General features: G+C 47.2%; 17 protein-coding genes. 10 read left to right on the forward strand and 7 right to left on the reverse strand.

Features of this window, described 5'->3' with window-relative positions:
- Positions 1-136: 136 nt before the first annotated feature.
- Genes H8K36_RS03205 through H8K36_RS03220 form a run of 4 tightly spaced genes read left to right on the forward strand, consistent with a single transcriptional unit; the run spans position 137 to position 5,243 of the window.
- Positions 137-745, forward strand: a complete 609-nt coding sequence (locus H8K36_RS03205; protein ID WP_186915114.1) for a TIGR00645 family protein — start codon at positions 137-139, stop codon at positions 743-745.
- Between the two features lie 29 nt (positions 746-774).
- Complete coding sequence (locus tag H8K36_RS03210) at positions 775-2,292, forward strand: fumarate hydratase (protein ID WP_186915113.1); 1,518 nt, start codon at positions 775-777, stop codon at positions 2,290-2,292.
- 10 nt (positions 2,293-2,302) lie between these two features.
- Positions 2,303-3,175, forward strand: a complete 873-nt coding sequence (gene murI, locus H8K36_RS03215; RefSeq protein ID WP_186915112.1) for a glutamate racemase — start codon at positions 2,303-2,305, stop codon at positions 3,173-3,175.
- 13 nt (positions 3,176-3,188) lie between these two features.
- Positions 3,189-5,243 carry a tetratricopeptide repeat protein gene (locus H8K36_RS03220; protein ID WP_186915111.1) on the forward strand — a complete coding sequence of 685 codons (2,055 nt, stop codon included), beginning with the start codon at positions 3,189-3,191 and terminating at the stop codon, positions 5,241-5,243.
- Positions 5,244-5,391: 148 nt separating this feature from the next.
- Here H8K36_RS03220 and H8K36_RS03225 read toward each other — a convergent pair whose 3' ends face one another.
- Positions 5,392-6,585, reverse strand: coding sequence for an amino acid aminotransferase (locus tag H8K36_RS03225; protein WP_186915110.1), 1,194 nt, complete (start codon positions 6,583-6,585; stop codon positions 5,392-5,394).
- Positions 6,586-7,148: 563 nt separating this feature from the next.
- Here H8K36_RS03225 and H8K36_RS03230 point away from each other — a divergent pair.
- The 5 genes from H8K36_RS03230 to H8K36_RS03250 all read left to right on the forward strand — a co-directional run bounded on the left by H8K36_RS03230 (position 7,149) and on the right by H8K36_RS03250 (position 11,572).
- Positions 7,149-7,502, forward strand: coding sequence for a DUF1428 domain-containing protein (locus H8K36_RS03230; protein ID WP_186915109.1), 354 nt, complete (start codon positions 7,149-7,151; stop codon positions 7,500-7,502).
- Between the two features lie 11 nt (positions 7,503-7,513).
- Entirely contained in the window at positions 7,514-7,987 is a 474-nt protein-coding gene (locus H8K36_RS03235) for a VOC family protein (RefSeq protein WP_186915108.1), read from the forward strand.
- A 268-nt stretch (positions 7,988-8,255) separates the two neighbouring features.
- The gene (locus tag H8K36_RS03240; protein WP_186915107.1) at positions 8,256-9,524 is read left to right on the forward strand and encodes an alpha/beta fold hydrolase; all 1,269 of its coding nucleotides are present in this window, start codon (positions 8,256-8,258) and stop codon (positions 9,522-9,524) included.
- Between the two features lie 48 nt (positions 9,525-9,572).
- Entirely contained in the window at positions 9,573-9,959 is a 387-nt protein-coding gene (locus tag H8K36_RS03245; protein WP_186915106.1) for a BlaI/MecI/CopY family transcriptional regulator, read from the forward strand.
- Entirely contained in the window at positions 9,959-11,572 is a 1,614-nt protein-coding gene (locus H8K36_RS03250) for a M56 family metallopeptidase (protein WP_186915105.1), read from the forward strand. Before H8K36_RS03245 ends, H8K36_RS03250 begins: the two co-directional genes overlap by 1 nt.
- A gap of 87 nt (positions 11,573-11,659) precedes the next feature.
- Here H8K36_RS03250 and H8K36_RS03255 read toward each other — a convergent pair whose 3' ends face one another.
- The 4 genes from H8K36_RS03255 to H8K36_RS03270 form a co-directional block, all read right to left on the reverse strand.
- Positions 11,660-14,776 (reverse strand): efflux RND transporter permease subunit, encoded by a 3,117-nt coding sequence (locus tag H8K36_RS03255; protein WP_186915104.1) that lies wholly within the window; start codon positions 14,774-14,776, stop codon positions 11,660-11,662.
- 9 nt (positions 14,777-14,785) lie between these two features.
- Positions 14,786-16,006 (reverse strand): efflux RND transporter periplasmic adaptor subunit, encoded by a 1,221-nt coding sequence (locus H8K36_RS03260; protein ID WP_186915103.1) that lies wholly within the window; start codon positions 16,004-16,006, stop codon positions 14,786-14,788.
- Between the two features lie 77 nt (positions 16,007-16,083).
- A complete protein-coding gene (locus H8K36_RS03265) occupies positions 16,084-16,755 on the reverse strand; it encodes a CerR family C-terminal domain-containing protein (protein ID WP_186915102.1) in 672 nt (223 codons plus the stop codon).
- A gap of 102 nt (positions 16,756-16,857) precedes the next feature.
- The gene (locus H8K36_RS03270) at positions 16,858-17,811 is read right to left on the reverse strand and encodes a sulfite exporter TauE/SafE family protein (protein WP_222611102.1); all 954 of its coding nucleotides are present in this window, start codon (positions 17,809-17,811) and stop codon (positions 16,858-16,860) included.
- A gap of 263 nt (positions 17,812-18,074) precedes the next feature.
- Here H8K36_RS03270 and H8K36_RS03275 point away from each other — a divergent pair, with 263 nt between their 5' ends.
- Positions 18,075-20,528: an ATP-binding protein gene (locus tag H8K36_RS03275; RefSeq protein WP_186915101.1), complete on the forward strand. Its 2,454-nt coding sequence runs from the start codon at positions 18,075-18,077 to the stop codon at positions 20,526-20,528.
- 1 nt (position 20,529) lies between these two features.
- On the opposite strand, the gene H8K36_RS03280 is transcribed toward H8K36_RS03275, so the two are convergent.
- Both H8K36_RS03280 and lpdA read right to left on the reverse strand, forming a co-directional pair.
- Complete coding sequence (locus tag H8K36_RS03280) at positions 20,530-21,384, reverse strand: NAD-binding protein (RefSeq protein ID WP_186915100.1); 855 nt, start codon at positions 21,382-21,384, stop codon at positions 20,530-20,532.
- 282 nt (positions 21,385-21,666) lie between these two features.
- Positions 21,667-23,781 (reverse strand): dihydrolipoyl dehydrogenase, encoded by a 2,115-nt coding sequence (gene lpdA / locus H8K36_RS03285; protein WP_186915099.1) that lies wholly within the window; start codon positions 23,779-23,781, stop codon positions 21,667-21,669.

The raw sequence follows: 23,781 nt of genomic DNA on the forward strand, positions 1-23,781 counted from the left end.
ATCGGTGTAAAATACTGCTGCAATTTAAGTATCAAAAATCCTATGTAGAGATTGCATTTCTGTCGGAGTTTTTAGATAGGTGCAATGCTGTCTCAACATGGCAATCAATCGAATTCAATCTAGAGGTTAAACACTCATGTCGGAAACAAAAACTCCACGCCCGCTCTCACCGTTATCAACGTTGATTTTCGCCAGTCGCTGGATACAACTTCCCTTATATCTCGGTTTAATTCTCGCGCAATGCGTTTATGTCTATCACTTTTGGGTTGAGCTCGTTGACTTAGTGAGTGCAGCCATGGGTAATCAAGAGGCGCTTCTGCATTTACTGAAAGCTGTCTCCGTCACAGGAGAAGCTGCAAAAGGGGTGACCGCCCTCAATGAGACAACCATTATGTTAGTGGTATTGGGCTTGATTGACGTTGTCATGATTTCGAATCTTTTAGTAATGGTCATTGTCGGTGGTTATGAAACCTTCGTCTCGCGCCTTGGCTTAGAAAACCATCCGGACCAACCAGAATGGCTGTCGCACGTGAATGCTACCGTCCTCAAAGTTAAATTAGCAATGGCTATCATCGGCATCTCTTCCATTCACTTATTGAAGACATTCATCAATGCGAAAAACTACGAAGCCAAAGAACTGATCGCGCAAACCGTCATTCACGTTGTATTCTTATTGTCTGCGCTTGCGATCGCTTACTGCGACCAACTCATGACTAAATCACAGCAAAGTTTGCACAAACATTAATTCCATTTATATTCCAAGAGAGCCTCATCATGACCGTTATTAAGCAAGATGATCTGATTGAATCAGTCGCCGCTGCCCTGCAGTACATCAGCTACTACCACCCTGCGGATTACATTTCTCATTTAGCGCGCGCTTACGAAATCGAACAAAGTCCAGCCGCAAAAGATGCGATCGCACAAATTCTGACGAACTCCCGCATGTGCGCCGAAGGTAAGCGTCCGATTTGCCAAGACACTGGTATCGTCAACGTGTTTTTAAAAATTGGTATGGGTGTGCGTTTCGAAGGTTTTACGGGCTCTATCATCGATGCCGTGAACGAAGGTGTGCGCCGCGGCTATGCATACTCTGAAAACGTCTTGCGTGCCTCTATTGTGGCTGATCCACAATTTGAACGTAAAAACACCAAAGATAATACCCCTGCGGTAGTCCACATGGAACTCGTCCCGGGCAATACCGTTGACGTGCAATTAGCTGCAAAAGGTGGCGGCTCGGAAAACAAAACGAAGTTCGTGATGTTGAACCCATCTGATTCCTTAGTGGATTGGGTGATGAAGACGGTTCCAACGATGGGTGCAGGTTGGTGCCCACCAGGCATGCTCGGTATTGGTATCGGTGGTACAGCGGAAAAAGCAATGTTGATGGCGAAAGAATCCTTGATGGAAGACATCGACATGCACGAGTTGAAATTACGTGGACCTCAAAACAAAACGGAAGAGCTGCGTATTGAATTGTGCGACAAGATCAATGCACTCGGCATTGGCGCACAAGGCCTTGGTGGTTTGACGACAGTGCTCGACGTTAAGATCAACATGTATCCAACACATGCTGCCTCTAAACCAGTGGCGATGATTCCAAACTGTGCAGCGACTCGCCATGGGCACTTTGTACTTGATGGTTCTGGCCCTGCTTACATGGAACCACCATCACTATCCAACTGGCCAGACGTACACTGGGTTGCCGACACTGAAAAATCCAAACGCATCGACTTGAATACCTTGACCAAAGAAGAAGTCGCCTCTTGGAAACCAGGCCAAACTTTACTCTTGAACGGCAAGATGCTCACGGGCCGCGATGCCGCACACAAACGTATTCAAGACATGTTGGCGAAAGGCGAAACTTTACCAGTCGATTTCACCAATCGCGTGATTTACTACGTTGGCCCAGTCGACCCAGTACGCGACGAAGCTGTTGGCCCTGCAGGCCCAACGACGGCAACGCGTATGGATAAATTCACCGACATGATGCTCGAAAAAACCGGTCTCATTTCTATGATTGGTAAAGCGGAACGAGGCCCAGTCGCGATCGAATCCATCAAAAAACACAAATCTGCTTATTTAATGGCAGTCGGTGGTGCGGCTTATTTGGTTTCAAAGGCAATTAAACATGCGAAAGTCGTTGGTTTCGCTGATCTCGGCATGGAAGCGATCTACGAGTTTGACGTTGTCGATATGCCAGTCACAGTCGCTGTCGACGCAAACGGCACGTCTGTCCATAATACGGGTCCGAAAGAATGGCAAGCAAAGATTGGTATCATTCCCGTTGCTTGAGAATCTCTCCATGACTCAGGTTCAACAAGAACCAACTGAATCAGTTCAACACGCCAACAGCCAAGCGCCTGTTGGCGTATTTGATTCAGGTATCGGTGGCCTATCGGTCGTTCAACATCTACGCCAAGAATTACCAAACGAAGAATTCCTTTACCTTGCCGACTCCGCCTATGCACCGTATGGCGAACGTTCCAATGAAGAACTCATCTCTCGCAGTGTCAAGATTACTGAGTTTTTCTTAAGTAGAGGAATCAAAGCTCTGGTCATTGCGTGTAACACGGCAACCGCCGCAGCGGTGGCAGAGTTGCGTCAACGTTACCCGCAATTAATCATCATCGGCATGGAACCAGGTATCAAGCCAGCTGCCGCACGTAGCGAAAGTAAAGTGGTTGGCGTTTTGGCGACGCGCAGTACTTTGCAGAGTGAGAAATTTCAAAAGCTCAGCTCGCAATTAGCCGACGAGACGCAGACCACGTTTATTCCCCAAGCCTGTATTGGTCTGGTCAATCAGATCGAGCAAGGTGATTTAAATTCGCCAGCAATTGTAGAGCTCGTGCGTCAATATGTGACGCCGTTATTAGAGAAGCATGTCGACACTCTCGTCTTAGGATGCACTCACTACCCTTTCGTGGCACCGCAAATTCGTGCGGTGATAGCGGAGCAATTACCAAACACTGAGAGGACTATTTATTTGATCGACACGAGTGAAGCCGTCGCCCGACGTCTACGCTCTTTATTGGATCGTGAAGGCCTGTTGAATCTTAAACCGTCAAAACAAACGCGACATTTAGCGGCTTGGACCACAGGTCAAAGTCTCACCTTGAAACGCGCGCTCGGTTTTATCAACGAATCAGACAGTTTAGCCAGCGAGCTATCCATTTAAACTGAGGACAACGATGCTCAAATGGCTCAAATCGGTGATAACACCAAGCGTCGAGACCAAGCCTCCGCTGGCGAACACCGTTACAGTTTCAGATGAAGAAAAAATTAGCTCTGAACAATGGCGTCAACGTGGCAATCAGTTCCTCGACCAAAATAATCTAGTTGAAGCCCTTAATTGCTACCGTAAGAGTCTGAGCTTGAACAAAGATGATGTCGCCAGCCTCGTTAACTTAGGCTTTATCCTCGCCCAAACAGGTGACAACGAAGAAGCACACAATTCATTTTCTCGCGCCCTCGATTTAGATCCAAGTAACGTCGATGCCCTGTTTAGCCTTGGGAATTTATACAAGCAAAGAAGAGCCTTTCACGAAGCAATTGACTACTATCAAAAGACACTCACGATTCAAGCGGATTTCGATTTTTGTCGAAAAGAACTATGTGAGGCTCTGGTCCTCGCTGGCACTCCTGCACTTGCCATCACTTGCTTCATCGCACGCCCATTCTTTGTCGTGAATAGTTTTGAATTTCACGCCTACAAAGCACACTTACATTTACAGGCCGATCAAGAAGATAGCGCGCTGAAAGAATTTCAAGCTGCTGCAACAATACAAGCATCCAACCCGAATATTCAACTACAACTTGCCTGCCTGTTTTTAAGAAAAAAGAACTTTAGTCAAGCACAACACTTACTCCGGAAAATTCTAGCGACAGATCCAAAACATAGTGAGGCTTTAAGCTTTCTGGCTGCATCCTATCAGCTTCAAGGACAAACTGCGAAGGCAGTCACATCGTATCGACAAGCGATCGAATTAGACCAGAAAAATTTGACTGCGCATCAGAACTTACTCTACGCGCTGAGCTACGATGAACAATGTACGCCTACTGCTTATCTCGAAGAAGCAAAAACTTTCGCTGCAAAACTTCGCGTTGGAGTCACTCCAGCTGCACGATTCCATTCCCAGAAAAATGAATCGTCTCCGCTCAGACTAGGTTTTGTGTCTGGTGACTTACGAGGACATCCAGTCGGTCTTTTTCTTGAGTCAGCGCTCGCTGAAATTTCGAGAACCGATTTTCAATGTATCGCCTATGCCAACTACCCTGTTGAAGATGCAATTAGCCAACGTTTGAAGAAGCTGTTTTGCGAATGGAATGTAGTAAGTAGCCTCAATGATGACGAACTGAGTGAGAAAATCCAGTTGGATCGTGTCGACATCTTGATTGATCTCGCTGGCCATACTGAACGAAATCGTCTAGCTGTATTTTGCAGGAAACCAGCACCAGTTCAAGTCGCATGGCTAGGATACTGGGCAAGTACAGGCTTATCAGAAATCGACTACATCTTGGTCGATGATAAGTCAGTCGAAGATGGGGATGAAGCATACTTCACTGAAAGGCCATATCGCTTGCCTGGGTCGCGCTTGTGTATGAGCATCCCTCAGACAACTAGACCTCTAACACCCAATCAAAGTCCAGCATTACAAAAAGGACATATCACGTTTGGTTCATTTCAGGTGATGAGCAAGATTAATCGCTCAAGTTTACAACTTTGGGCTCAAGTGATGCAGTCCGTCCCAAATTCACGACTGCGTTTGCAAAATGCTGCGTTCGATCACGAGGATGCGCGATTAGAATTTTTAGCACGCTTAACGAAAGAAGGGTTCGACACCCTTCGTATCGACTTGTATGGAAGTATGTCTTACACCGATTACCTCGCGGCACATGCCGAGGTGGATATCATCCTCGACACCTATCCGTTTCCCGGCGGCACCACGACTGCCGAAGCGATCTGGATGGGAGTCCCGACACTTAGCCTTCGCGGTCGCGATTTACTAAGCCGCCAAGGCGAAAGTATGCTAACTTGTGTTGGCATACCAGATTGGGTAGCCAAGGATAAGGAGGATTTCGTCGCGATCGCTGTTGCCAAGGCAAATGATCTCAATGGCCTCAGCCAAACTCGACAATGCTTGCGTCAAGCAGCGCTGTCATCCCCCTTATTTAATGCGCCGCTTTTCTCCAAAAATCTGACAACTGCCTTTAGAGAAATATGGCAAGAAAAAATGAAGGCGTAAAAAAATCGGCTCATCATTTGGAGTTACCCATTGTTGAACCGATCTTCTTGAATCAAGCGATTAATTTGAGCAATTAACTCAAGCATTTAACTTAAGCACTTATTCGAACCGACACTGAGCTACCATTACGGTAGCTCAGAAATTCAAATTAGGCTAATACAGCCGCAATCGCGTTTGCAGTCGCTTCGACGTTACGTGTATTCAAACCTGCCACACACATACGACCAGAACGAACCAAGTACACACCAAACTCTTCTTTCAAACGATCGCATTGTTCTGCTGTCAAACCAGTGTAGGAGAACATGCCGCGCTGTGTCAGGAAATAGCTGAAGTCGCGACCAGGAACTTTGGCAGTCAACACATCATGCAATGAACGACGCATTGCTTGAATACGATCGCGCATTGCGACTACTTCTGCTTCCCACATTGGGCGCAAAGCTGGATCTGTCAAAACCGTAGCAACGATTTGACCGCCGTGCATTGGTGGATTTGAATAGTTGCGGCGAATGCCCGCTTTCAATTGACCCAAGACATTGACTGCTTGCGCTGCATCAGGGCAAACCACGCTTAACGCACCGCAACGCTCGCCGTACAAGCTCATGCTCTTAGAGAAGGAGTTCGCAACAAACGCGCTCAAGCCAGAATCAGCGATCAAGCGAATTGCGTATGCATCTTCTTCAATACCATCACCATAGCCTTGGTAAGCCAAGTCGAGGAAAGGAATCAAATTGCGCTCTTTCAACACTGGCACCAATTGTTGCCATTGTTCTTTCGTCAGATCAACGCCCGTAGGGTTGTGGCAGCATGCGTGCAACAAGACTACACTCTTTTCTTCCGCTTGCTTCAAGCTCGCCAGCATTTCTTCGAAACGCAAGCCACCCGTTGCAGAGTTATAGTATGGATAGGTTTTAACAGCCAGACCAGAACCTTCAAATACTGCGCGATGATTATCCCACGTTGGATCACTGATCAACATCGTTGTATTTGGGAAGTAACGTTTGATGAAATCTGCACCCACTTTCAAGCCACCGCTTGAACCGACTGTTTGCAAAGTCACGACACGACCTGCTTTTACTGCCGCATGTTCTGCGCCAAACAACAGATGTTGAACCGCTGTACGGAAGTTCGCTGCACCTTCCATCGGCAAATAAGGACGTGCACCGGCCGCTTCAACTACTTTCAGTTCTGCTGCACGTACCGATGGCAACATTGGAATCTTGCCATTGTCGTCAAAGTAAATCCCAATCGACAAATTGATCTTGTTTGGGCGGGTATCTTTACCGAACGCTTCATTCAAGGAGAGGATAGGATCGCCTGCGTAGGCTTCGACGTGCTGAAACATGTTAAAACTCCAGAGTGAGAAAAATCATAAACAAGTACAAACCAATCTTAACGCTGCAATTCAAAAATCGTTGACATTTACAACGATCAAAAATCGCAATTTACGAGAAACCATCCTGCTATCTACACATACTGAGAGGAGGCAAAATCGGCCTCAAACTCTGATCAAGCTGCATTTATTACCGACAATTAACAACACATGGCTCTGCCAATTTCATCGAGAAGGAAATGAGTTTTCCTCGCATTTTCCTAGGAGTTTCTATCTGGGATAAAGACAGAAGGCATTGTCGTCAGCGACAATCGACGACAAAAAGACGAAATAAAGCGTTTTGTTGGACAAGTAGAATTTCGTAAAACCGTTATTTTGACACATTTTTCAGGGCAAATCCCGCTGTTTTAGGCATATTTTGCTATGAAATGACCACATAAAACGAGTTTTTATTCGCTAAGTCCATCAAGGATTTAAATTTGACTTGCTTGAATAACATCCTCTCCTTACACTGTAATGGCAACTTTGATACCGTCGAGTAACAGCTCCCCCCATTCATAAGGAAGTCATACATCATGAACTACATTGATGGTTTTATTATTCCCGTCGCCACCAAAGACAAAGAAGTCTATGCGGAGTATTCCCGCAAAACTGCTACCCTTTTCAAAGAATTTGGTGTTCTGAACATCGTCGAGTGCTGGGCAGACGATGTTCAGCCTGGCAAAGTGACATCATTTCCACAAGCTGTCTTACTTAAAGAAGACGAAACCGTTGTCTTCTCATGGATGACCTGGCCCTCCAAAGAAGTACGCGACCTTGCCTGGGAAAAAATGATGGCTGATCCACGTTTTTCACCAGAGAGCATCCCCATGCCCTTCGATGGCAAACGCTTGATTTATGGTGGCTTCCAAAAATTGGTTGAATTTTAAGGAACAAAACAATGAATAAAATTACCCCTTGCTTGTGGTTCAATTTCAACGCAGAAGAAGCTGTCAATCACTACACAAGTATTTTCTCCAATAGCAAAATACTCGATGTTTCTCGTTATGGAGATGCCGTACCCGAACTCAACGGTAAAGTCCTAACCATGCGTTTTGAAATCGAAGGTCAAACCTTCATTGCATTAAACGCTGGCCCACAATTTCCATTTACAGAAGCGATCTCGTTATTTGTCGATTGCGAAACCCAAGAAGAAGTTGATCATTACTGGGATCGTTTAGTTGAAGGTGGCGCGCCAGGCCGATGTGCATGGCTCAAAGATAAATTTGGCGTGTCTTGGCAAATCGTACCGCGCAGTTTAGTGAGCATGCTGCAAGACGATGATGTGGAGCGTTCAGCGCGCGTAATGAAAGCGATGATGGAGATGAGCAAGATCGAAGTCGCCAAGCTTGAAGCTGCTTATCACAACAAGTAGAGGTATTTAGCAGCATTTTCAATATCTCACGTTTGCAATCAACTTAGCGCAAACGTGAGTTTTATCTCAAAGCCTTTCGTCTTTCTTCACCACCCTAAGAATTTTTCGGCAAAAAATCTCGAAGTTCACTCTGCTTGACTTTCCAAAAAGCCGAATGCTACACTTGCAGCATGCTACACAAGTAGCAAATAATTTGAGATAGTTAAATATTGGATTCCCCCAATAGCACTACCGATGTCTAAATGATGAAAAACATCAAAGGAACACCATGAAAAACCTATTCGCCCTCTTTCTGGTTGCTGCACTCAATGTCATCAGCGTTTCACCAACGTTGGCACAAGGCACCGAAAAAATGATCTCTGTTACCAACGGCCAACTTCACACCCTCGAAGCTGGCGATGGTCCTTACACTATCATCTTTGAAGCGGGCTTCATGAGCGATCTTAGTGTGTGGCACAAAGTAGCGCCCGCAGCAACGAAGCACGGAAAAATTATCTTGTACTCGCGTGCAGGCGTGGGCAAATCTCCAGCGCGTGCACAGCCGCTAAACTTAATTCAACATACAGAAGAATTAAGACAACTAATCGACACAATGCAAATCAAAACGCCAATTATTCTGGTCGGGCATTCTTACGGTGGCTGGGTGGTTCGTGAGTTTGCTGCAAAGTATCCTAAACAAATCGCCGGTTTCGTCTTGGTCGACCCAGCCAATGAAACTTTGGAAGTCGAACTTAGAAAAATCAATCCTGAAAAAGTCGCGCAAGATCAAAAACGCCTAGAAAGCATGGCACCTCCCGTTGCGAAGGCAGACCTGGCGTTGGTGCAAAAAATCTTCGACGAAGCCAAGTTACCTACGAACACCGCAATTCCTGATATGCCGATGGCGATTTTGAGCTCCATCCAAGTCGCCAGAAACAATCCCTTCTACCAAGAAACCGCACCTGCGCTCGCGATAAAACGTGAATTGCACGCGCGTTTTTTCGCACAGTTTAGCAATGGAGTTCATGTTGTTACGAATCAAAGTGGACATCACATTCAACTCGACGAACCGCATTTGGTGATTGATGCGATCAATCTTGTTGTTACCAATATCGAAAAAGAAACGCAAAAACGTGAACGTCAAATAGCAAAACAAAAAGCGCGACAGGCGATGATGTTAGAAATTGAGAAAGCCGATGCTTTACTCAACGCGAACAAAGTACAAGAAGCTTCAGCCACACTCAATGAGGCGCTCAAAGTTTCGCAATTGACAGAATCTGAAATCAACCAGCTTGGTTTCGATATGCTTGAAAAAGCAAAGAAACCACTGCTCGCTGAAATCGTACTTGCCTACAATGTGGCGCGATTCCCTCAATCTGACAATGCTTACGACAGTTATGGTGAGGCTCTACTTGCGTTGAATAAATTCGAAGAAGCAAAAACACAATTCGAGCAAGCGCTGCGCTTAGGGAAAGCTAATCCACAACGTAGCCCGAAAGCATTGCTTGGTTACGAAAAAAATTTGAAGAAGGCAGAACAAGGTTTGTCCAAGAAGTGATTTACCCGCTTAAGCGAATCTCCATCAACCAAACTAAAGAGTAGCAACATGGAAAAAGCAAAAATCGAAGATCTGCCTTGGCGCGAACGTCAAATCGTTGAAGTCATTTATCGTTTAGGCGAAGCGACCGCTGCCCAGATTCAAACTGAACTCACTGAAGAAATTAGTAACTCGGCGATACGAGCGATGCTAGCACGCTTAGAAGACAAAGGCGTACTCAAGCATAGAGAAGAAGCACAACGTTACATCTACCAAGCGATCGAGCAAAAACAAGTGGTCGCTGATTCTGCGCTGAAGAAATTAGTCGGAGTTTTTTTTGACAATTCCCCCGCTAGTGCAGCCTCCGCTTTGTTGGGCATGGCTGATAAACTGAGCACGAAGGACATTAACCAATTGCAAGCCTTGATCGACAAAGCAAGAAAAGAAGGCCGTTAATGCCAGCCTACGGAATCGAACACATTAGCCTATTAGATGCCATCAACGCCATCGGGAAAATCAGCTTAGTTCTCGCTATCGTCATTGCATTTCAGGGTGTTGTTCGATTCGGTTCCGCAGACAAGCGTGCTCTAGTTGTACGCATCTCCTCGCTCTATTTATGTCTCGCCCCATTTGCGATTCTGCACAACTGGGATCTTATTCCGCAGCTCAAAGTGCAAGCGCCCTTAGCCTTATCTGCGATCAGTGATAGTGCACTCGAGATCCCTAACTTACCGCAATTGGCTTACCAAGCGAGTGAGCTGAAATCTACTGCATCATCCTTCAGTTCAATCACTATTTTTCTCACACTATATGGGATCATCGCCTCCTTTCTGGTGTTAAAAATCACGCTAAGCATCGTAAAACTCCTTCGTTCACAAGACCCACTGCCGCAGTCGATGGATGCAGAATTTCATCTCGCGCGCCATTATCTTTGGGCAGATAGACTGCAACAACTGCAGAGTCAATTTGGAATTCAGCGACCGATACATTTAGCAGTTTCTGATCGATTCTCCTCGCCTGTTAGCTGGGGCGTATGGCACCACACGATCGTCATTGACACCAATAGCTTTCACCAATATAAGCCAGATGATATTCTCCGACACGAGCTGGCTCATATCGTGCATCATGATTGGCTGTGTGTGATCGTGATGCGATTTATCTGTGCCATTTATTGGTTTCATCCAATGATCTGGCTATTGCAAAAACAATTCCGCTATCAATTGGAATGTGCCGCCGACAATACCGTCTTACGTATGGGTGGAAAAGCGTCTAACTATGCACAGATACTGATTGAGGTCTCGCGTGCGGAGGATAAGCAAAGAAGTGTAGTGATGAATTTAGCGGCTAAAGGCAGCAGTCTTTATCAACGCATCGTCCATATTTTGAGCACAGAACAAGCGCGAACACCGGTCACCAAACGCGATTGGATGGTAGGTATCATTGTTAGCATACTGATGCTCTTCGTCAGTGCCTCATTGAGTCTCGTGGGTGAACAGATTCAATGGCCAAGACAATTATTCGAGAGTAGCTTGACACATTCCGCAGCACCGAGACACGTTGCCGACGAAGTGGCGCAGCAACTTGAGACACTAAACAATGACAACTTTCGTGTTCTGGCACAGGCGATACGTCACCGTAATTTCAACGAGCGACGGAGTGAAGGTTCCGACAGTTTTAAACAACGTAGCGCCATCCCCATACTAATTTTAGCTTTGCATGACGATGATCCTACGGTCCGTCGTTTAGCATTATGGGGCTTGAGTGAGATGCGTTTTTTCGAGACACTTCCGGTGATTTCGATTCTATTGAAAGACCCAGAAGCTCTGGTACGAGCAGAAGCTGTTGGCGCTATCGGTGACTTTGGCGAAAGATCTTGGGCCGAGAAGATTGTTCCCTTACTCTCTGATCCCTCTCCTATTGTGCGCCAACGGACTGCCCATGCCTTGGGTGATTTAGGCGATGCACAAACCCTTCCGATATTAAAACAAGCGCTTAGAAGTGAACGTAATCAAGCGCATCAAGAAGTCTTGAACGAAATTGAATGGGCGATTCGAGAATTCGAGGAATAAATTCGAGCAACAAACAAATGGGGCGCTAAATTTAAACTGAGCGCCCCACTTTTCATGTGTGTCCTTCTAGAACTGTTACATTCCGGTTTAATGGACCTTCCTTGAAAACCGACGTTTCACAAAATGTTCAAAATCATCGACGTAAGTAAACACCGCTGGCACCACCAACAAACTCAACAAAGTTGAAGTAATCAATCCACCAATTACAGCAATCGCCATCGGTGAACGGAAACTTGGATCGGCACCCCATCCTAGGGCCAATGGCATCATGCCAGCCCCCATTGCAATCGTCGTCATAATAATTGGACGACTACGTTTATGACAGGCATCAACCAAAGCAGCAAAGCGCTCCATTCCTTCATTGCGGGCAATGATCGCGTAATCAACCAATAGGATGGAATTCTTGGTGACGATACCCATCAGCATAATGAGACCTATCATCGAAGGCATCGACAATGCTCGTCCGGTGATCAATAAGGCGACAAAAGCACCACCAATACTAAGCGGCAGAGCCGCTAAAATTGTGGCGGGTTGTAAAAAATCTTTGAACAACAAAACCAAGACGCCATAAATACAAAGCACGCCAATCAGCATTGCGATGCCAAAGCTGGCAAACAAAGCTTGCATTTCTTGCGCATCACCTAGTTCAGCAATGCTGACCGATGGCGGCAAATTCTTCATGGTCGGCAAAGCACGCGCCTCTTCATTGACTTCACCTAATTGGCGGCCGCCCAGTTCCACATCCAAAGTCACATTACGGCTACGATTCAAGCGATCAATTTGTGCAGGTCCTGATTCCATGGTGACCGTCGCCACGCTTGCCAACATCACCGGTCCATGCTTACCTGGCACGGTTAAACGTTCAATTGCAGCAAGATCAGCTCGAACATCATTGGGAAGCTTAACGCGTATAGGCAACTGACGTTGCGCGAGATTCATTTTCGATAATGCCATGTCGTAATCACCAGCCGTTGCGACGCGCACGGTTTCACCTATGCTGTCTGCTGTCACACCAAGATCAGCCGCTTTCGCCATATCAGGGCGGACAATAATTTCAGGTCGCACCAAGGACGCACTCGAACTAATATTGCCGACGCCTTTTAATGTACGTAATTCCCTCTCTACTTTTTTTGCAGTATCGAGCAAGGCCACCGGATCCTCACTCTTTAGTACCAACTGTAATTTCACACCAGTATCCAAAGGTCCGACGGAGAAACGTGCACCAGGCAACTCGCTTAATTTTGTTCGAATCAAATTATCAATATCTGACATCGATTCTTTACGCTGATCACGATGCACGGCTGTCACAGTTAACACAGCACGACGGGCCTCCGCTGCTGCACCTGGAGCGAACGCATCACCGCTTGAACCACCACCAATCGAGCTAAAGACTCCAGTAATACCTTTGACCGACATAATCTGGATCCGCGCTTGCTCCGCGATCGCACTCGTTTCTGCCAAGGTACTTCCTGGTGGAAGTTCGACATTGACTTGCGTCTGCGCACGATCAGACGGAGGCACAAAACCAGTTGGCAACAAACCTACCAGAGCAATTGAAGCGACAAAAAATACCGCAGCAGATGCGACTGTGGTGAAACGATGACGTAAGCACCATTGCATGGTTCGCATATACATTTGCATCATGCGACTATCTTTCGGTGCATGATGAGCGCCGTTTTCACCCGGCCCTACTGCTTTCAAAATGTAAGCGGCCATCATTGGTGTCAGCAATCGCGCCACCACTAAAGATGCGAGAATCGCGATCACGGCAGTCCATCCAAACTGTTTAAAGAACAGACCAGGCACCCCCCCCATAAATGCGGTTGGCAAAAATACCGCTACCAAAGCAAACGTCGTCGCAATGACAGCCATTCCGATCTCGTCCGCCGCTTCAGTAGCTGCCTGCATCGGTGTTTTGCCCATCTGCAAATGGCGTGCGATATTCTCGATTTCGACAATGGCGTCATCGACCAAGACACCGACAACCAACGCCAATGACAATAGAGTAACGGTGTTCAAGGTGTAACCAAAATACTTCAAACCGAGAAAAGTTGGTATCACTGATAAAGGCAATGCGGCTGCCGCCACCAAAGTCGAACGCCAGTCGCGCAAGAACCACCACACGACCAATACCGCTAACAGAGCACCTTCGTACAACAACTCCATCGAACCTTTGAAATTCTCTTCTACCGGCTGCGCATTATCGATGGCTTGTTTGAACAAGAACTGAGGATGATTTTTCTGTAGCTCGGCTACGGCCGCACGTGCGCCTTGAGCGACATCGACTTCTGAAGCGCCCTTGGTTCTAAAGATTTCAAAACCAACGACATCACGTCCATTAAAGCTCGCTCTAGAACGAGGCTCGCTCACTGTATCAGTCACAGTCGCGACTTGGTCTAAACGTAAATGTCGACCGTCAGGCAAGGGAATATCGAGCTGCGCCAATTCTTCTGCCGTCTTGACGGTGGCAATGGTGCGCACCGCTTGCTCCGCTCCGCTGATATCACCACGGCCACCAGGTGCTTCTTTTTGCACGATTTTGAGACGACGGGATACATCAACAGCAGAAACATTCAGCGCAGCCATTTTGTCCGCATTTAATTCCACACGGATTTCACGATTGACACCGCCCATGCGTTTGACCGCACCGACACCCGCGACAGAACGCAAGCGTTTAGCCACGGTATTATCAACAAACCAGCTGAGGTCTTGAACGTCCGGAGTCGAATTCTCACCAGGCACATTCTCGCGTCCTTTTTCTGGTGTTGCTGCCTCGACGGTATAGGTCATGATAACGCGCCCCGCTGTCGACATTTTAGTCACTGTCGGATCTCGCATTTCGCTCGGCAAGTCTGCTCGCACTGCAGACACTGCATCACGCACTTCATTGACCGCGTCTGATAATACTTTTTCCAATACGAACTCAACAGTAATCGTCACATTACCGTCGAGGACATTGGTGTAAACATTCTTTACACCTTGTAAAGTCGCCACCGAATCTTCGATCTTGCGCGCGACTTCGGTTTCAAGTTGCGCTGGCGCTGCGCCAGGCAAGCTGGCATTCACCGTCACTAAGGGCAATTCGATGTCAGGAAAATCTTGAACGATCGTGCTACGAAATGCCAATATCCCTGCCAAACTGAGCAAGGCAAATAGCATGATCGCGGGTATTGGGTTCTTAATTGAAAGCGTAGAAAAGTTCATGCTTACCCCTTACTTTTTGGCCGCAGTTGAGTTCACTGCGGGCGCCGAATTTGTGGGTGGCGCAGCACTCACTAATTTCACCAAATCGCCATCATTTAGGAAACCCACGCCAGTCGCTGCAATTTGCGCACCCGAGTTAATGCCCGATAACACTTCGATCTGCTCCATCCCATTAACCACCATACGGCGTCCTGTCTGTACCTTCACTTGCGTCACACGCTGATCCGGATTCAACTTGAACACATAACTGAAACCATCGCGCACTACCACAGCTTGTTGAGGGATGGTGATTGCTTGCGAACTGCCCAATTGGAACTCACCGCGGGCAAACATCCCAGGCTTAAAGGCGTTTGCTGCATTTTTCTCTTTGCTTACGATCACATCGACATACACGAGACCGGTTCGATTATTTACGTCAACAGTAGGTGCCACCATTCTCACTTTACCTGTGGCTTGATCACCATTGGGTGCATAGACTGTTACGGGCATGCCTGCCGACAATTTGCTTAATTCAGCGGAAGTTACCTCCGCGCGCCATTCCAGACGACCTTGACGTATCATTCGAAAAAGCTCTGCACCGGCACCGACCACCGCGCCGACCGTCCCCAAACGCGCTGAAATAGTGCCATGATCTGGTGCCAGTACTTGCGTGTACTTCATACGCAATTGCTGCACGTCGAGTACCGCCTTTGCCGCATTCACGCGTGCTCTAGCTGTTGTCTCTGCGGTTAAGTATTGACCAATTTGTTGCTTACTGATGGCACCACTGGCTTGCAAACCGCGAGCACGATCTGCATTGGTGATCGCCTCACTGGCTGTCGCCTCTGCCTCTGCAAGAGCCGCTTTAGCTTGTGCCAGATCTGCCTGCACCGATTCACTAGCAAAGCTGGCGAGCAGTTGTCCTTTCTTAACGACATCGCCAACATTCACATAAATTTCAGCAATTCGTAGTCCGTTTGATTCCGAACCTATACTCGCTTCCTGCCAAGCAGCGATGCTTCCATTTGCAGTTAAGCGTGTTGCCATTTGTCCGCTACCAACTTGAGTCGCCGTTACGGTTAAGGCTGGCTTGCTCGTCGCCGCCGCTTTATTTGAGGCGCTTGAACCAGCGCTGGCGCTAGCTGAATTCTGTGCCCAGCTCGGCGACATCGCGGTCAAACCGGCCATTGCCAGCACGATCATGATTCGCGAATTATTCAGAAGATACAATGTAGGCTTTAGTTGTTTCATCATCATTTCCTTTTTATTCAATTTCAAAATCTTTATTTCCACAAAAGCCAAAGACCATGCATGGCGTCATGCGATAACTATTTCTTTCTTCTTTTAGCTTCTCGTTCGCACATCGCAAGTGCATACTCGCTCAAGCTTTCAACATAGTCATCAATTGCTTTGCTTTTATTGATCAAACTCGGACGCACGGCCATAATCACGTCGCCATTAACCATCATGGTCAATGCCAAACCAGAGATCGCGAATGCTAATCGATGCATATCGTCATCAGCACGCTTCTGAGAAATATGTCGCGCCAAAAAGCGGACAAAAGATTGGTGGGCCGGTTTGATTTGTGTTTCAATTTCTTCAGTCCATAGACCCGTCGGCTCTAGCATCTCGCGGATATGTAACTTCAAGCAGTTTTGTGCCAGCTCGCCCTGCTTCATGCTGTCACCAAACACTCGCATCATGCCTGCAATTCCGTCCTCTAAACTCAGTTCTTGGTCGTCAAAGTACGCCGGTTCAATATTGGGATTGCAGCGTGAGTCATTGAAAACGCTACGATAAAGTTGAGCCTTATCGCCGAAATAATAACTAATTGCAGAAATGTTGACCTGTGCCGCCTGTGCGAGTTCGCGTGTTGAAGTTTTGGCATAACCTTTTTCAGCAAACAGTCGAAGGGCACATGCGAACAGGCGATCACGTGCCTCTTGCCCATCGGTCCGAGACGCACGATTATTGCCTTTAATAGGTGGAGATGTATTCATGCGCCGCAGTGTAGCACATAAATCAAACGTTTGATTGAACTAGAAAAATCAGATCAATAGGCTGTCACAGCCCAGCAATTCTCCAGTATCCGGAACCAATAATTATTGCTTCCGCTCTTCCATTGCTGATTTCAGAATCGTTACTGCGACAATCAAGACTACTGTGACCACAATCCAACGCAGGTATTCTAAGGGTAATGATTTAACTAAAAATGCCGCCAGCAAAACACCTGGTACCCCGGCGAGTGCCAAGCCTAACGCGGCTGAAGGCAAATAACGTCCGTTCTTGAAAAATCCTAAACTACTGATGGGCATTAAGAACGCACATGAACCCATCATAATGGGAAAAGCCGCTAAGGGACTCATCCCCAATAGACTAACCAAGATCATGCATGGCGCGTATAAGCCTATCCCCAAAGGCATCAATAAGCCTAAAACAAAATTACCCAAGACGCCCGCCCACCATTTCCAGCCACTCAGTGACAAAGCGTCGAGCCCCGCAGGCAGGACACCCAAAAGGGAAAGCAGCATAATACTTGCTGCCAGCAACAATGCTACGCCCATCCCAACGCGAATATGGAATCGTGGCAGTTGCCCCACCACTTTAGTGCCTATCCAAGCACCAATACCGGCTGCGAACATCATCGGCAGTAAGGTCGCTGGCGCGACATCAACTATTTGAATAAAAATAAGGGCTTGCGCAATCGTCGGCAATGTGTGCCCTACATTCAATGTGCCGGGGATCAACTCATCCGGGACCAGCTTCGCTATACGAAACATCGCCGTGCTCGGAGCAAACGCGCCTATTCCTAGTGTATCGAAAAAATCGGTAATCGCACCAATCAATAATTCAATAGGGCGCGGCCATCGCCAACGCACTCCGTTTTGGCTCATTTCTTTCAAGCGAACAAACCAGGAAACAATAAACACCAAAGCCAAACAAGAAAATAGAAACAACAAACCTTGGGTAACGGTAAATGGAAGATTCGGTGAAGTATCACATGCTGTCAGCGAAATGAGGATGAAGCACGACATGAAGCTCTTCAATTTCAACATAGAATCTCCAAATTTGATCGCGTTAAAATATTTTAAATATATTTAAAATTAGAGTATGAGCAGAAACATTATTCGGCACAAGTGAAAAATCCAAGCAGAGGACAAACTACAACAGAACAGCTAAGAATACGAATATGCATTCAATAAATCCATCAAATTCAACGTCAAAACCACGGTCTTCAAGGGTTGTTACTGCTAGACAAAATATTTGCGCGTAGAATGAGTAGATTCCTTTCACCTTCACGCAACACACGTTTGGGGCTATGGTTAATCGATTATTTAATCGGCTGCTGCTAGGCTTAGTGCTCGTCACTTTGTTTGCGCTGTATGCCCATGAAAATTGGATGTGGCAAACTTGGCGCCTCGATCAACTCCCCTCCTCCAGCTTTAGTGCGATTGACGACCGTCCTGAAGGTGGAAAAAGTGTGGCTCAACTCATTCAAAAGGACAATTCGCAAGTCCTCTCCTGTGACATAGTTAATGCTTATCAATGGCCTTTTTGTGAACTCGCCTTAAGTCTTTCACCCAATGATGAAGGCATAGATTTACGTCGTTTTGATACGTTGAAATTAAGAATTGAGAGCAGCGGACCTGAGGACTCACACCAGCTACGTGTCTTTCTGCGCAACTTTAATCCTGTTTATTCAAAGGATCAGGAGAGCACCACACTCAAACCGCATGAAGTCGTTTTTGATCCGAGTCACGAAACAGCCGAAGTTAGCTTTAAACTTAGTCAATTCATGGTGGCCTCATGGTGGGTGCAAGAACATCCGATGCCCGTTGCTCATTTAGGCCCAGAGCTAGACCGTGTCGTTTCTCTCAGTGTAGTCACTGGCGGCAATGTCAGACCTGGCCGTCACGAAATCAAACTGAAGGGCATTGAATTAAGTGGACGTTGGATTTCTTCTGCCAACTTCCGCTTGATTATTATCTTCGTTTGGCTCTTCGCGATTGTCATGTACTTATTAAATTCATGGCTCCAATCGTCGCGAGAATTAGAACAGTCGGATCAACTACGTCATGAACTGCGTATAGCCAATGAAATATTGGAGTCACGCGTAGAAGAGCGAACACGGGCACTCGCCACAAGCAATGCTCGCCTCATCGATACCTTGCAAAATCTAGAAGGTGCACGAAATGAACTGGTGCAAAGTGAAAAAAATGCTGCGCTCGGAACACTAGTATCGGGTATCGCTCACGAACTCAACACGCCGATTGGTAATGCCTTGCTTGTCGGAAGTACGCTCTCCGACATCACGAAGAAACTGCACGCCGCAACAAATACTGGTTTAACTAAGCGCGCACTCAATGAGTTTTTCGAAGATGCACTCAAAGGCACCGAAATATTGATTCAAAATCTCGAACGTTCCGCCACCTTGATTGCGAGCTTTAAACAGCTATCTGCAGATCAACACTCTGGCCAACGTCGTGAGTTCAATTTAAAAGCTGTACTCGAAGAAACCGTGTTGGCCATGGCACCGCGCTTAAAACATACACACCATCAACTAGTCCTTGAAGTCGATGATGATATCGAAATGAATTCTTATCCTGGGCCGCTAAGCCAGGTCATCATGAACTTCATTAACAATTCAATATTGCATGCATTTGAAGGCATCGATGCCGGAACCATGCGTCTTTGCGCCCATCGCACTTCAGAGAGTCAGGTGACAATACGCTTTGAAGATAATGGGCTCGGCATTTCAGCCAGTGTTTTACGTCGTATTTTTGAGCCCTTCTTCACAACAAAGCTAGGGAAAGGCGGCAGCGGCCTCGGTATGCACCTTGCCTACAATGTCGTCACACAAGCTTTCGGTGGCAAGATCGATATTCAGTCAGAACCTCAACGTGGCACCACCATTATTTTGGATCTCCCTCTTGTCGCACCGAATTCTGAGAGTATCAAAGCCAAACTCGCTGTGCCTAAAGACGTGCTTGATGACTACTATCGTTTTCTCAATGGTAGAAAAATTGGCGAAGTAACGTACTTTGGCGGCGAACATAGTCGCCGTGATGTAATTGAGCTCGCACTCTTTTTACGGGCGATACAGGCCAGTTTGCCGAATACCGGCATCGAACTCATCGCCGTCGATAACTATAGCCAAGGCATCGAGAAGTTACGTGAAGGATTGATTACTGCGTTAGCGACCACTGCATGGAAGAACGATTTACAGGCTTTTCTTGGTGAGTTGGTCATCTCGGAGCCCATCATTCGCGATGGCCAAACCATAGTCGGCATTTATACTCGCCCCAACAATAGCGTCGCCCTAGCCTGCAAAGATATCAAAGACTTCCAGACCATGCGCATCGCTAGCAATAGCGACTGGAGCGTCGATTGGCAAACTCTGCAAAATCTCGGCGCTCTTCACTGTGTTGATGTCAAAACATGGCGTCAAATGGTGTACATGGTGAGCGGCGGAGAAGTCGATGTAGTGCTTGCCCCTTTCCCCAACAACGATGACCTCTGCATAGAATATGATGGCTGTCGATTGATACCAATTCCAGGACTTGTTGTTAGCCTGCATGGAAGTCGCCATTTTGGCGTAAGCCGTAATGAGCTTGGCAAGAAAATAGCCGATACGGTATTTCCCGCATTGGTTCAATTGGTCGATAATGGTTCGGTCACCGTAGCCATGCGTGAATGTGGCTTCATCAACGATACGGTCAAAGAATGGACGGTGCTGCAACAAGAAGAACTGATTGCACCGTCTAGCAATTAAGTTAGTCGCTCATCGCGCGCCGAGCTACCGCATTCAACAAGAACTGCGCTTCTTCGCTACCTGAAACTGCTTCGGCTAACAAGAAGCCACCGACGTCACCAATACTCACGACAGAATCCGCACCGGAGGTTTCAAGATAGGTGCGCTGCCCTGGATCGAGCAACTCCGCTACAATTTTTGCTTTAGGATTCTCTTTGCGCACCATCATGCAATTGACGGCTGTCAAAGCATCCGCATATTGGCGTTCCGCGTAATTCGCTAACACCACCACCACTCTCGCCTCAGGTAAGCAAGCACGCTGTATCGCATCGCCACGAATTGGGTACGGTGCTCGCGTAAAAGACACCAAGGGGTCATCGACCGGCTTTTGTTCTATATCAGCCATCACCACAATCTCGTCTTTTTGTAGCGTGGGATTCTTGCGAAAACTGGAAACGATTTGCGTACCCTTCAAATTCCAACCAATGATCACAATGTGATTGCTTAATTTATGCATTTTCAACCCCATTTCTACTTTCAATTTATGATCAATTAAAACCGCCGCTGCCACTGCGCATAACAATGCCGTCAACAATTTCGATAGAATCAAAGCGAAGCTCATGACGACTCGGCCACCGGTAGTCATTGGCGTCACAGCCGAATCACCGGATGTGGTCATCGTCACCAGTAAATAATAAATCGCATCAAGACGATCATGGATGCGCGGATTAATCCCGTTCTCAAAGGCGAAAATCAGCATGGCGCAACCACACCAAACCAGAATAAAAATAAAGGAAAGCTCAGCGATAAAACGGAAACGTGTGACCGACATCAGTCGGAGAAACACGGTCATGATGGCATCGATACGCGGCAGCATAGTCATTCCTGAACAGTGAAACTGCAGGTCAATCGGCTATTCGCACATTGGGATCATGCGAATAAGCACTCGATGAAAAGTGAGTAAACTCGGTTCAAATTCAGTATCGCGCAAACAAAAATTTACTACAAGAAAGTTTTATTCTGCAGCGCACCAAAGACACAATTTACTACATTTTCAGGGCAGGCTTTGCACTCGATAAGGAAACTATATAGTGTAAAACTTATCGACAAAAAAAAATCCCCGAATCGATTCGGGGATTTTTTCTTCCACAATTAAAACTTATTTTTTGCGTTGCGGTGGCAAATCAGTGCAAACACCTTTATAGACCTCGGCTGCCATACCGATAGACTCACCAAGCGTTGGATGCGGATGGATCGTCTTACCGATATCCACTGCATCAGCACCCATTTCAATCGCAACAGCGACTTCACCGATCATGTCGCCCGCATGGGTACCGACGATGCCGCCACCGATAACACGCTTACTTTCGGCATCAAAAATCAACTTCGTGAAGCCTTCAGCACGGCCATTCGCAACAGCGCGACCAGATGCTGCCCATGGGAAGACACCTTTCTCGATCGCCAAGCCTTTGGCTTTCGCTTCGTCTTCGGTCACACCAACCCATGCTACTTCAGGATCCGTGTATGCCACTGATGGAATCACAGTCGCATCAAAGAATGCTTTGTGGCCAGCCGCTGCTTCTGCCGCAACATGCGCCTCATGCACGGCTTTGTGTGCCAACATCGGTTGTCCAACCAAATCACCAATCGCAAAAATATGCGGCACGTTCGTGCGCATTTGTTTGTCGACGTTGATGAAACCACGATCCGTCACGGCCACACCAGCTTTTTCGGCAGCGATTTTCTTACCGTTCGGACTGCGTCCCACTGCCACCAACACCAAATCGTAGAGTTGTGGCGCAGGTGCAGCTGCGCCCGCTTCTGCAGCCTCAAATGTCACTTTGATGCCTTCTGGTAGTGCTTCAACGCCAACTGTTTTGGTCTTGGTCATCACATTATCGAAGCGATGCTGATTATGTTTCTGCCAGACCTTGACCATGTCACGATCGGCACCTTGCATCAAACCATCCATCATTTCGACGACGTCGATACGCGCACCCAAAGTCGAATACACGGTCGCCATCTCTAAGCCAATAATGCCACCACCGATGACCAACATACGTTTTGGAATTTGACGCAATTCCAAAGCACCCGTACTGTCGACGATGCGTGGATCTTCCGGCACGAAAGGTAATTTCACCACAGAAGAACCAGCAGCGATAATCGCTTGCTTGAACTGCACTACTTTCTTGCTACCGTCCGCTGCGGTCACTTCGATGTGATGTGGACTGACGAACTGACCGAGGCCTTGCACCACATTGACCTTACGCGCTTTGGCCATACCATCTAAACCGCCGGTCATTTGTTTAATGACGCCATCTTTATGTGCACGCAAAGCATCGAGATCGATTTGCGGTTTGGCAAAGGTCACTCCATGGCCTGACATGGCGGCGGTTTCATCAATCACTGCCGCCACGTGTAACAAGGCTTTCGATGGAATACAACCGACATTCAAACACACACCACCCAAGGTCGAATAACGCTCAACCAAGACTGTGCTCAAACCTAGATCGGCAGAGCGGAAGGCTGCTGAGTAACCACCAGGACCTGCACCTAAGACCATCATGTCGCATTCGATATCGACGGTGCCAGCATAGTTAGAAGCCGGCGGTGCAACGACCGCAGGTGCACTGGCTGCAGGAGCTGGAGCAGGCGATGCAGCCGCAGTCGCTGCAGGTGCAGAAGCAGTCCCTTCAACAACGATCAACAAACTACCCTCAGCAACTTTATCACCCACTTTAACTTTTAACTCTTTGACGACACCTGCATGGCTAGATGGAATTTCCATACTTGCCTTATCGGATTCCACCGTCACCAAGGACTGATCAACCTTTACCGTGTCGCCCACTTTTACCATGACCTCGATGACTTCAACTTCTTTGAAATCACCGATATCAGGAACTTTAACCTCGATGGGTCCGCTTGATACCGTTGCTGCAACGGTGGCTGCAATGGTAGCTGAAACCGCAGCAACTGGTGCTTCAGCGGCCGGAGCTGGTGTTGCGGATGGCGATGGTGCTGCGGATACAGCAGCACCAGCAGCTTCTACCACCAATACGATACTACCTTCAGCAACTTTGTCACCAACCTTGATCTTGAGCTCTTTTACCACGCCAGCATGACTAGAAGGAATCTCCATACTCGCCTTGTCAGACTCAACGGTAATTAAAGATTGATCAACCTTGATCGTATCGCCAACCTTGACCATTACCTCGATAATTTCTACTTCTTTAAAGTCGCCAATATCAGGGACTTTGACTTCAATTGTGCTCAT

This window comes from Affinundibacterium nitidum (assembly GCF_014284155.1).
GTDB classification, from domain to species: domain Bacteria; phylum Pseudomonadota; class Gammaproteobacteria; order Burkholderiales; family Burkholderiaceae_D; genus Undibacterium; species Undibacterium nitidum.

Excerpts from the sequence above, each read along its gene's own strand:
- H8K36_RS03250 (WP_186915105.1), top strand. The coding sequence starts at position 9,959 with ATGCCAGCCTACGGAATCGAACACATTAGCCTATTAGATGCCATCAAC.
- H8K36_RS03205 (WP_186915114.1), top strand. The coding sequence starts at position 137 with ATGTCGGAAACAAAAACTCCACGCCCGCTCTCACCGTTATCAACGTTG.
- H8K36_RS03230 (WP_186915109.1), top strand. The coding sequence starts at position 7,149 with ATGAACTACATTGATGGTTTTATTATTCCCGTCGCCACCAAAGACAAA.
- H8K36_RS03255 (WP_186915104.1), bottom strand. The coding sequence starts at position 14,776 with ATGAACTTTTCTACGCTTTCAATTAAGAACCCAATACCCGCGATCATG.
- H8K36_RS03275 (WP_186915101.1), top strand. The coding sequence starts at position 18,075 with ATGGTTAATCGATTATTTAATCGGCTGCTGCTAGGCTTAGTGCTCGTC.
- H8K36_RS03240 (WP_186915107.1), top strand. The coding sequence starts at position 8,256 with ATGAAAAACCTATTCGCCCTCTTTCTGGTTGCTGCACTCAATGTCATC.
- H8K36_RS03270 (WP_222611102.1), bottom strand. The coding sequence starts at position 17,811 with ATGTTGAAATTGAAGAGCTTCATGTCGTGCTTCATCCTCATTTCGCTG.
- H8K36_RS03260 (WP_186915103.1), bottom strand. The coding sequence starts at position 16,006 with ATGAAACAACTAAAGCCTACATTGTATCTTCTGAATAATTCGCGAATC.
- H8K36_RS03235 (WP_186915108.1), top strand. The coding sequence starts at position 7,514 with ATGAATAAAATTACCCCTTGCTTGTGGTTCAATTTCAACGCAGAAGAA.
- lpdA (WP_186915099.1), bottom strand. The coding sequence starts at position 23,781 with ATGAGCACAATTGAAGTCAAAGTCCCTGATATTGGCGACTTTAAAGAA.
- H8K36_RS03220 (WP_186915111.1), top strand. The coding sequence starts at position 3,189 with ATGCTCAAATGGCTCAAATCGGTGATAACACCAAGCGTCGAGACCAAG.
- H8K36_RS03210 (WP_186915113.1), top strand. The coding sequence starts at position 775 with ATGACCGTTATTAAGCAAGATGATCTGATTGAATCAGTCGCCGCTGCC.
- H8K36_RS03245 (WP_186915106.1), top strand. The coding sequence starts at position 9,573 with ATGGAAAAAGCAAAAATCGAAGATCTGCCTTGGCGCGAACGTCAAATC.
- murI (WP_186915112.1), top strand. The coding sequence starts at position 2,303 with ATGACTCAGGTTCAACAAGAACCAACTGAATCAGTTCAACACGCCAAC.
- H8K36_RS03265 (WP_186915102.1), bottom strand. The coding sequence starts at position 16,755 with ATGAATACATCTCCACCTATTAAAGGCAATAATCGTGCGTCTCGGACC.
- H8K36_RS03280 (WP_186915100.1), bottom strand. The coding sequence starts at position 21,384 with ATGCTGCCGCGTATCGATGCCATCATGACCGTGTTTCTCCGACTGATG.
- H8K36_RS03225 (WP_186915110.1), bottom strand. The coding sequence starts at position 6,585 with ATGTTTCAGCACGTCGAAGCCTACGCAGGCGATCCTATCCTCTCCTTG.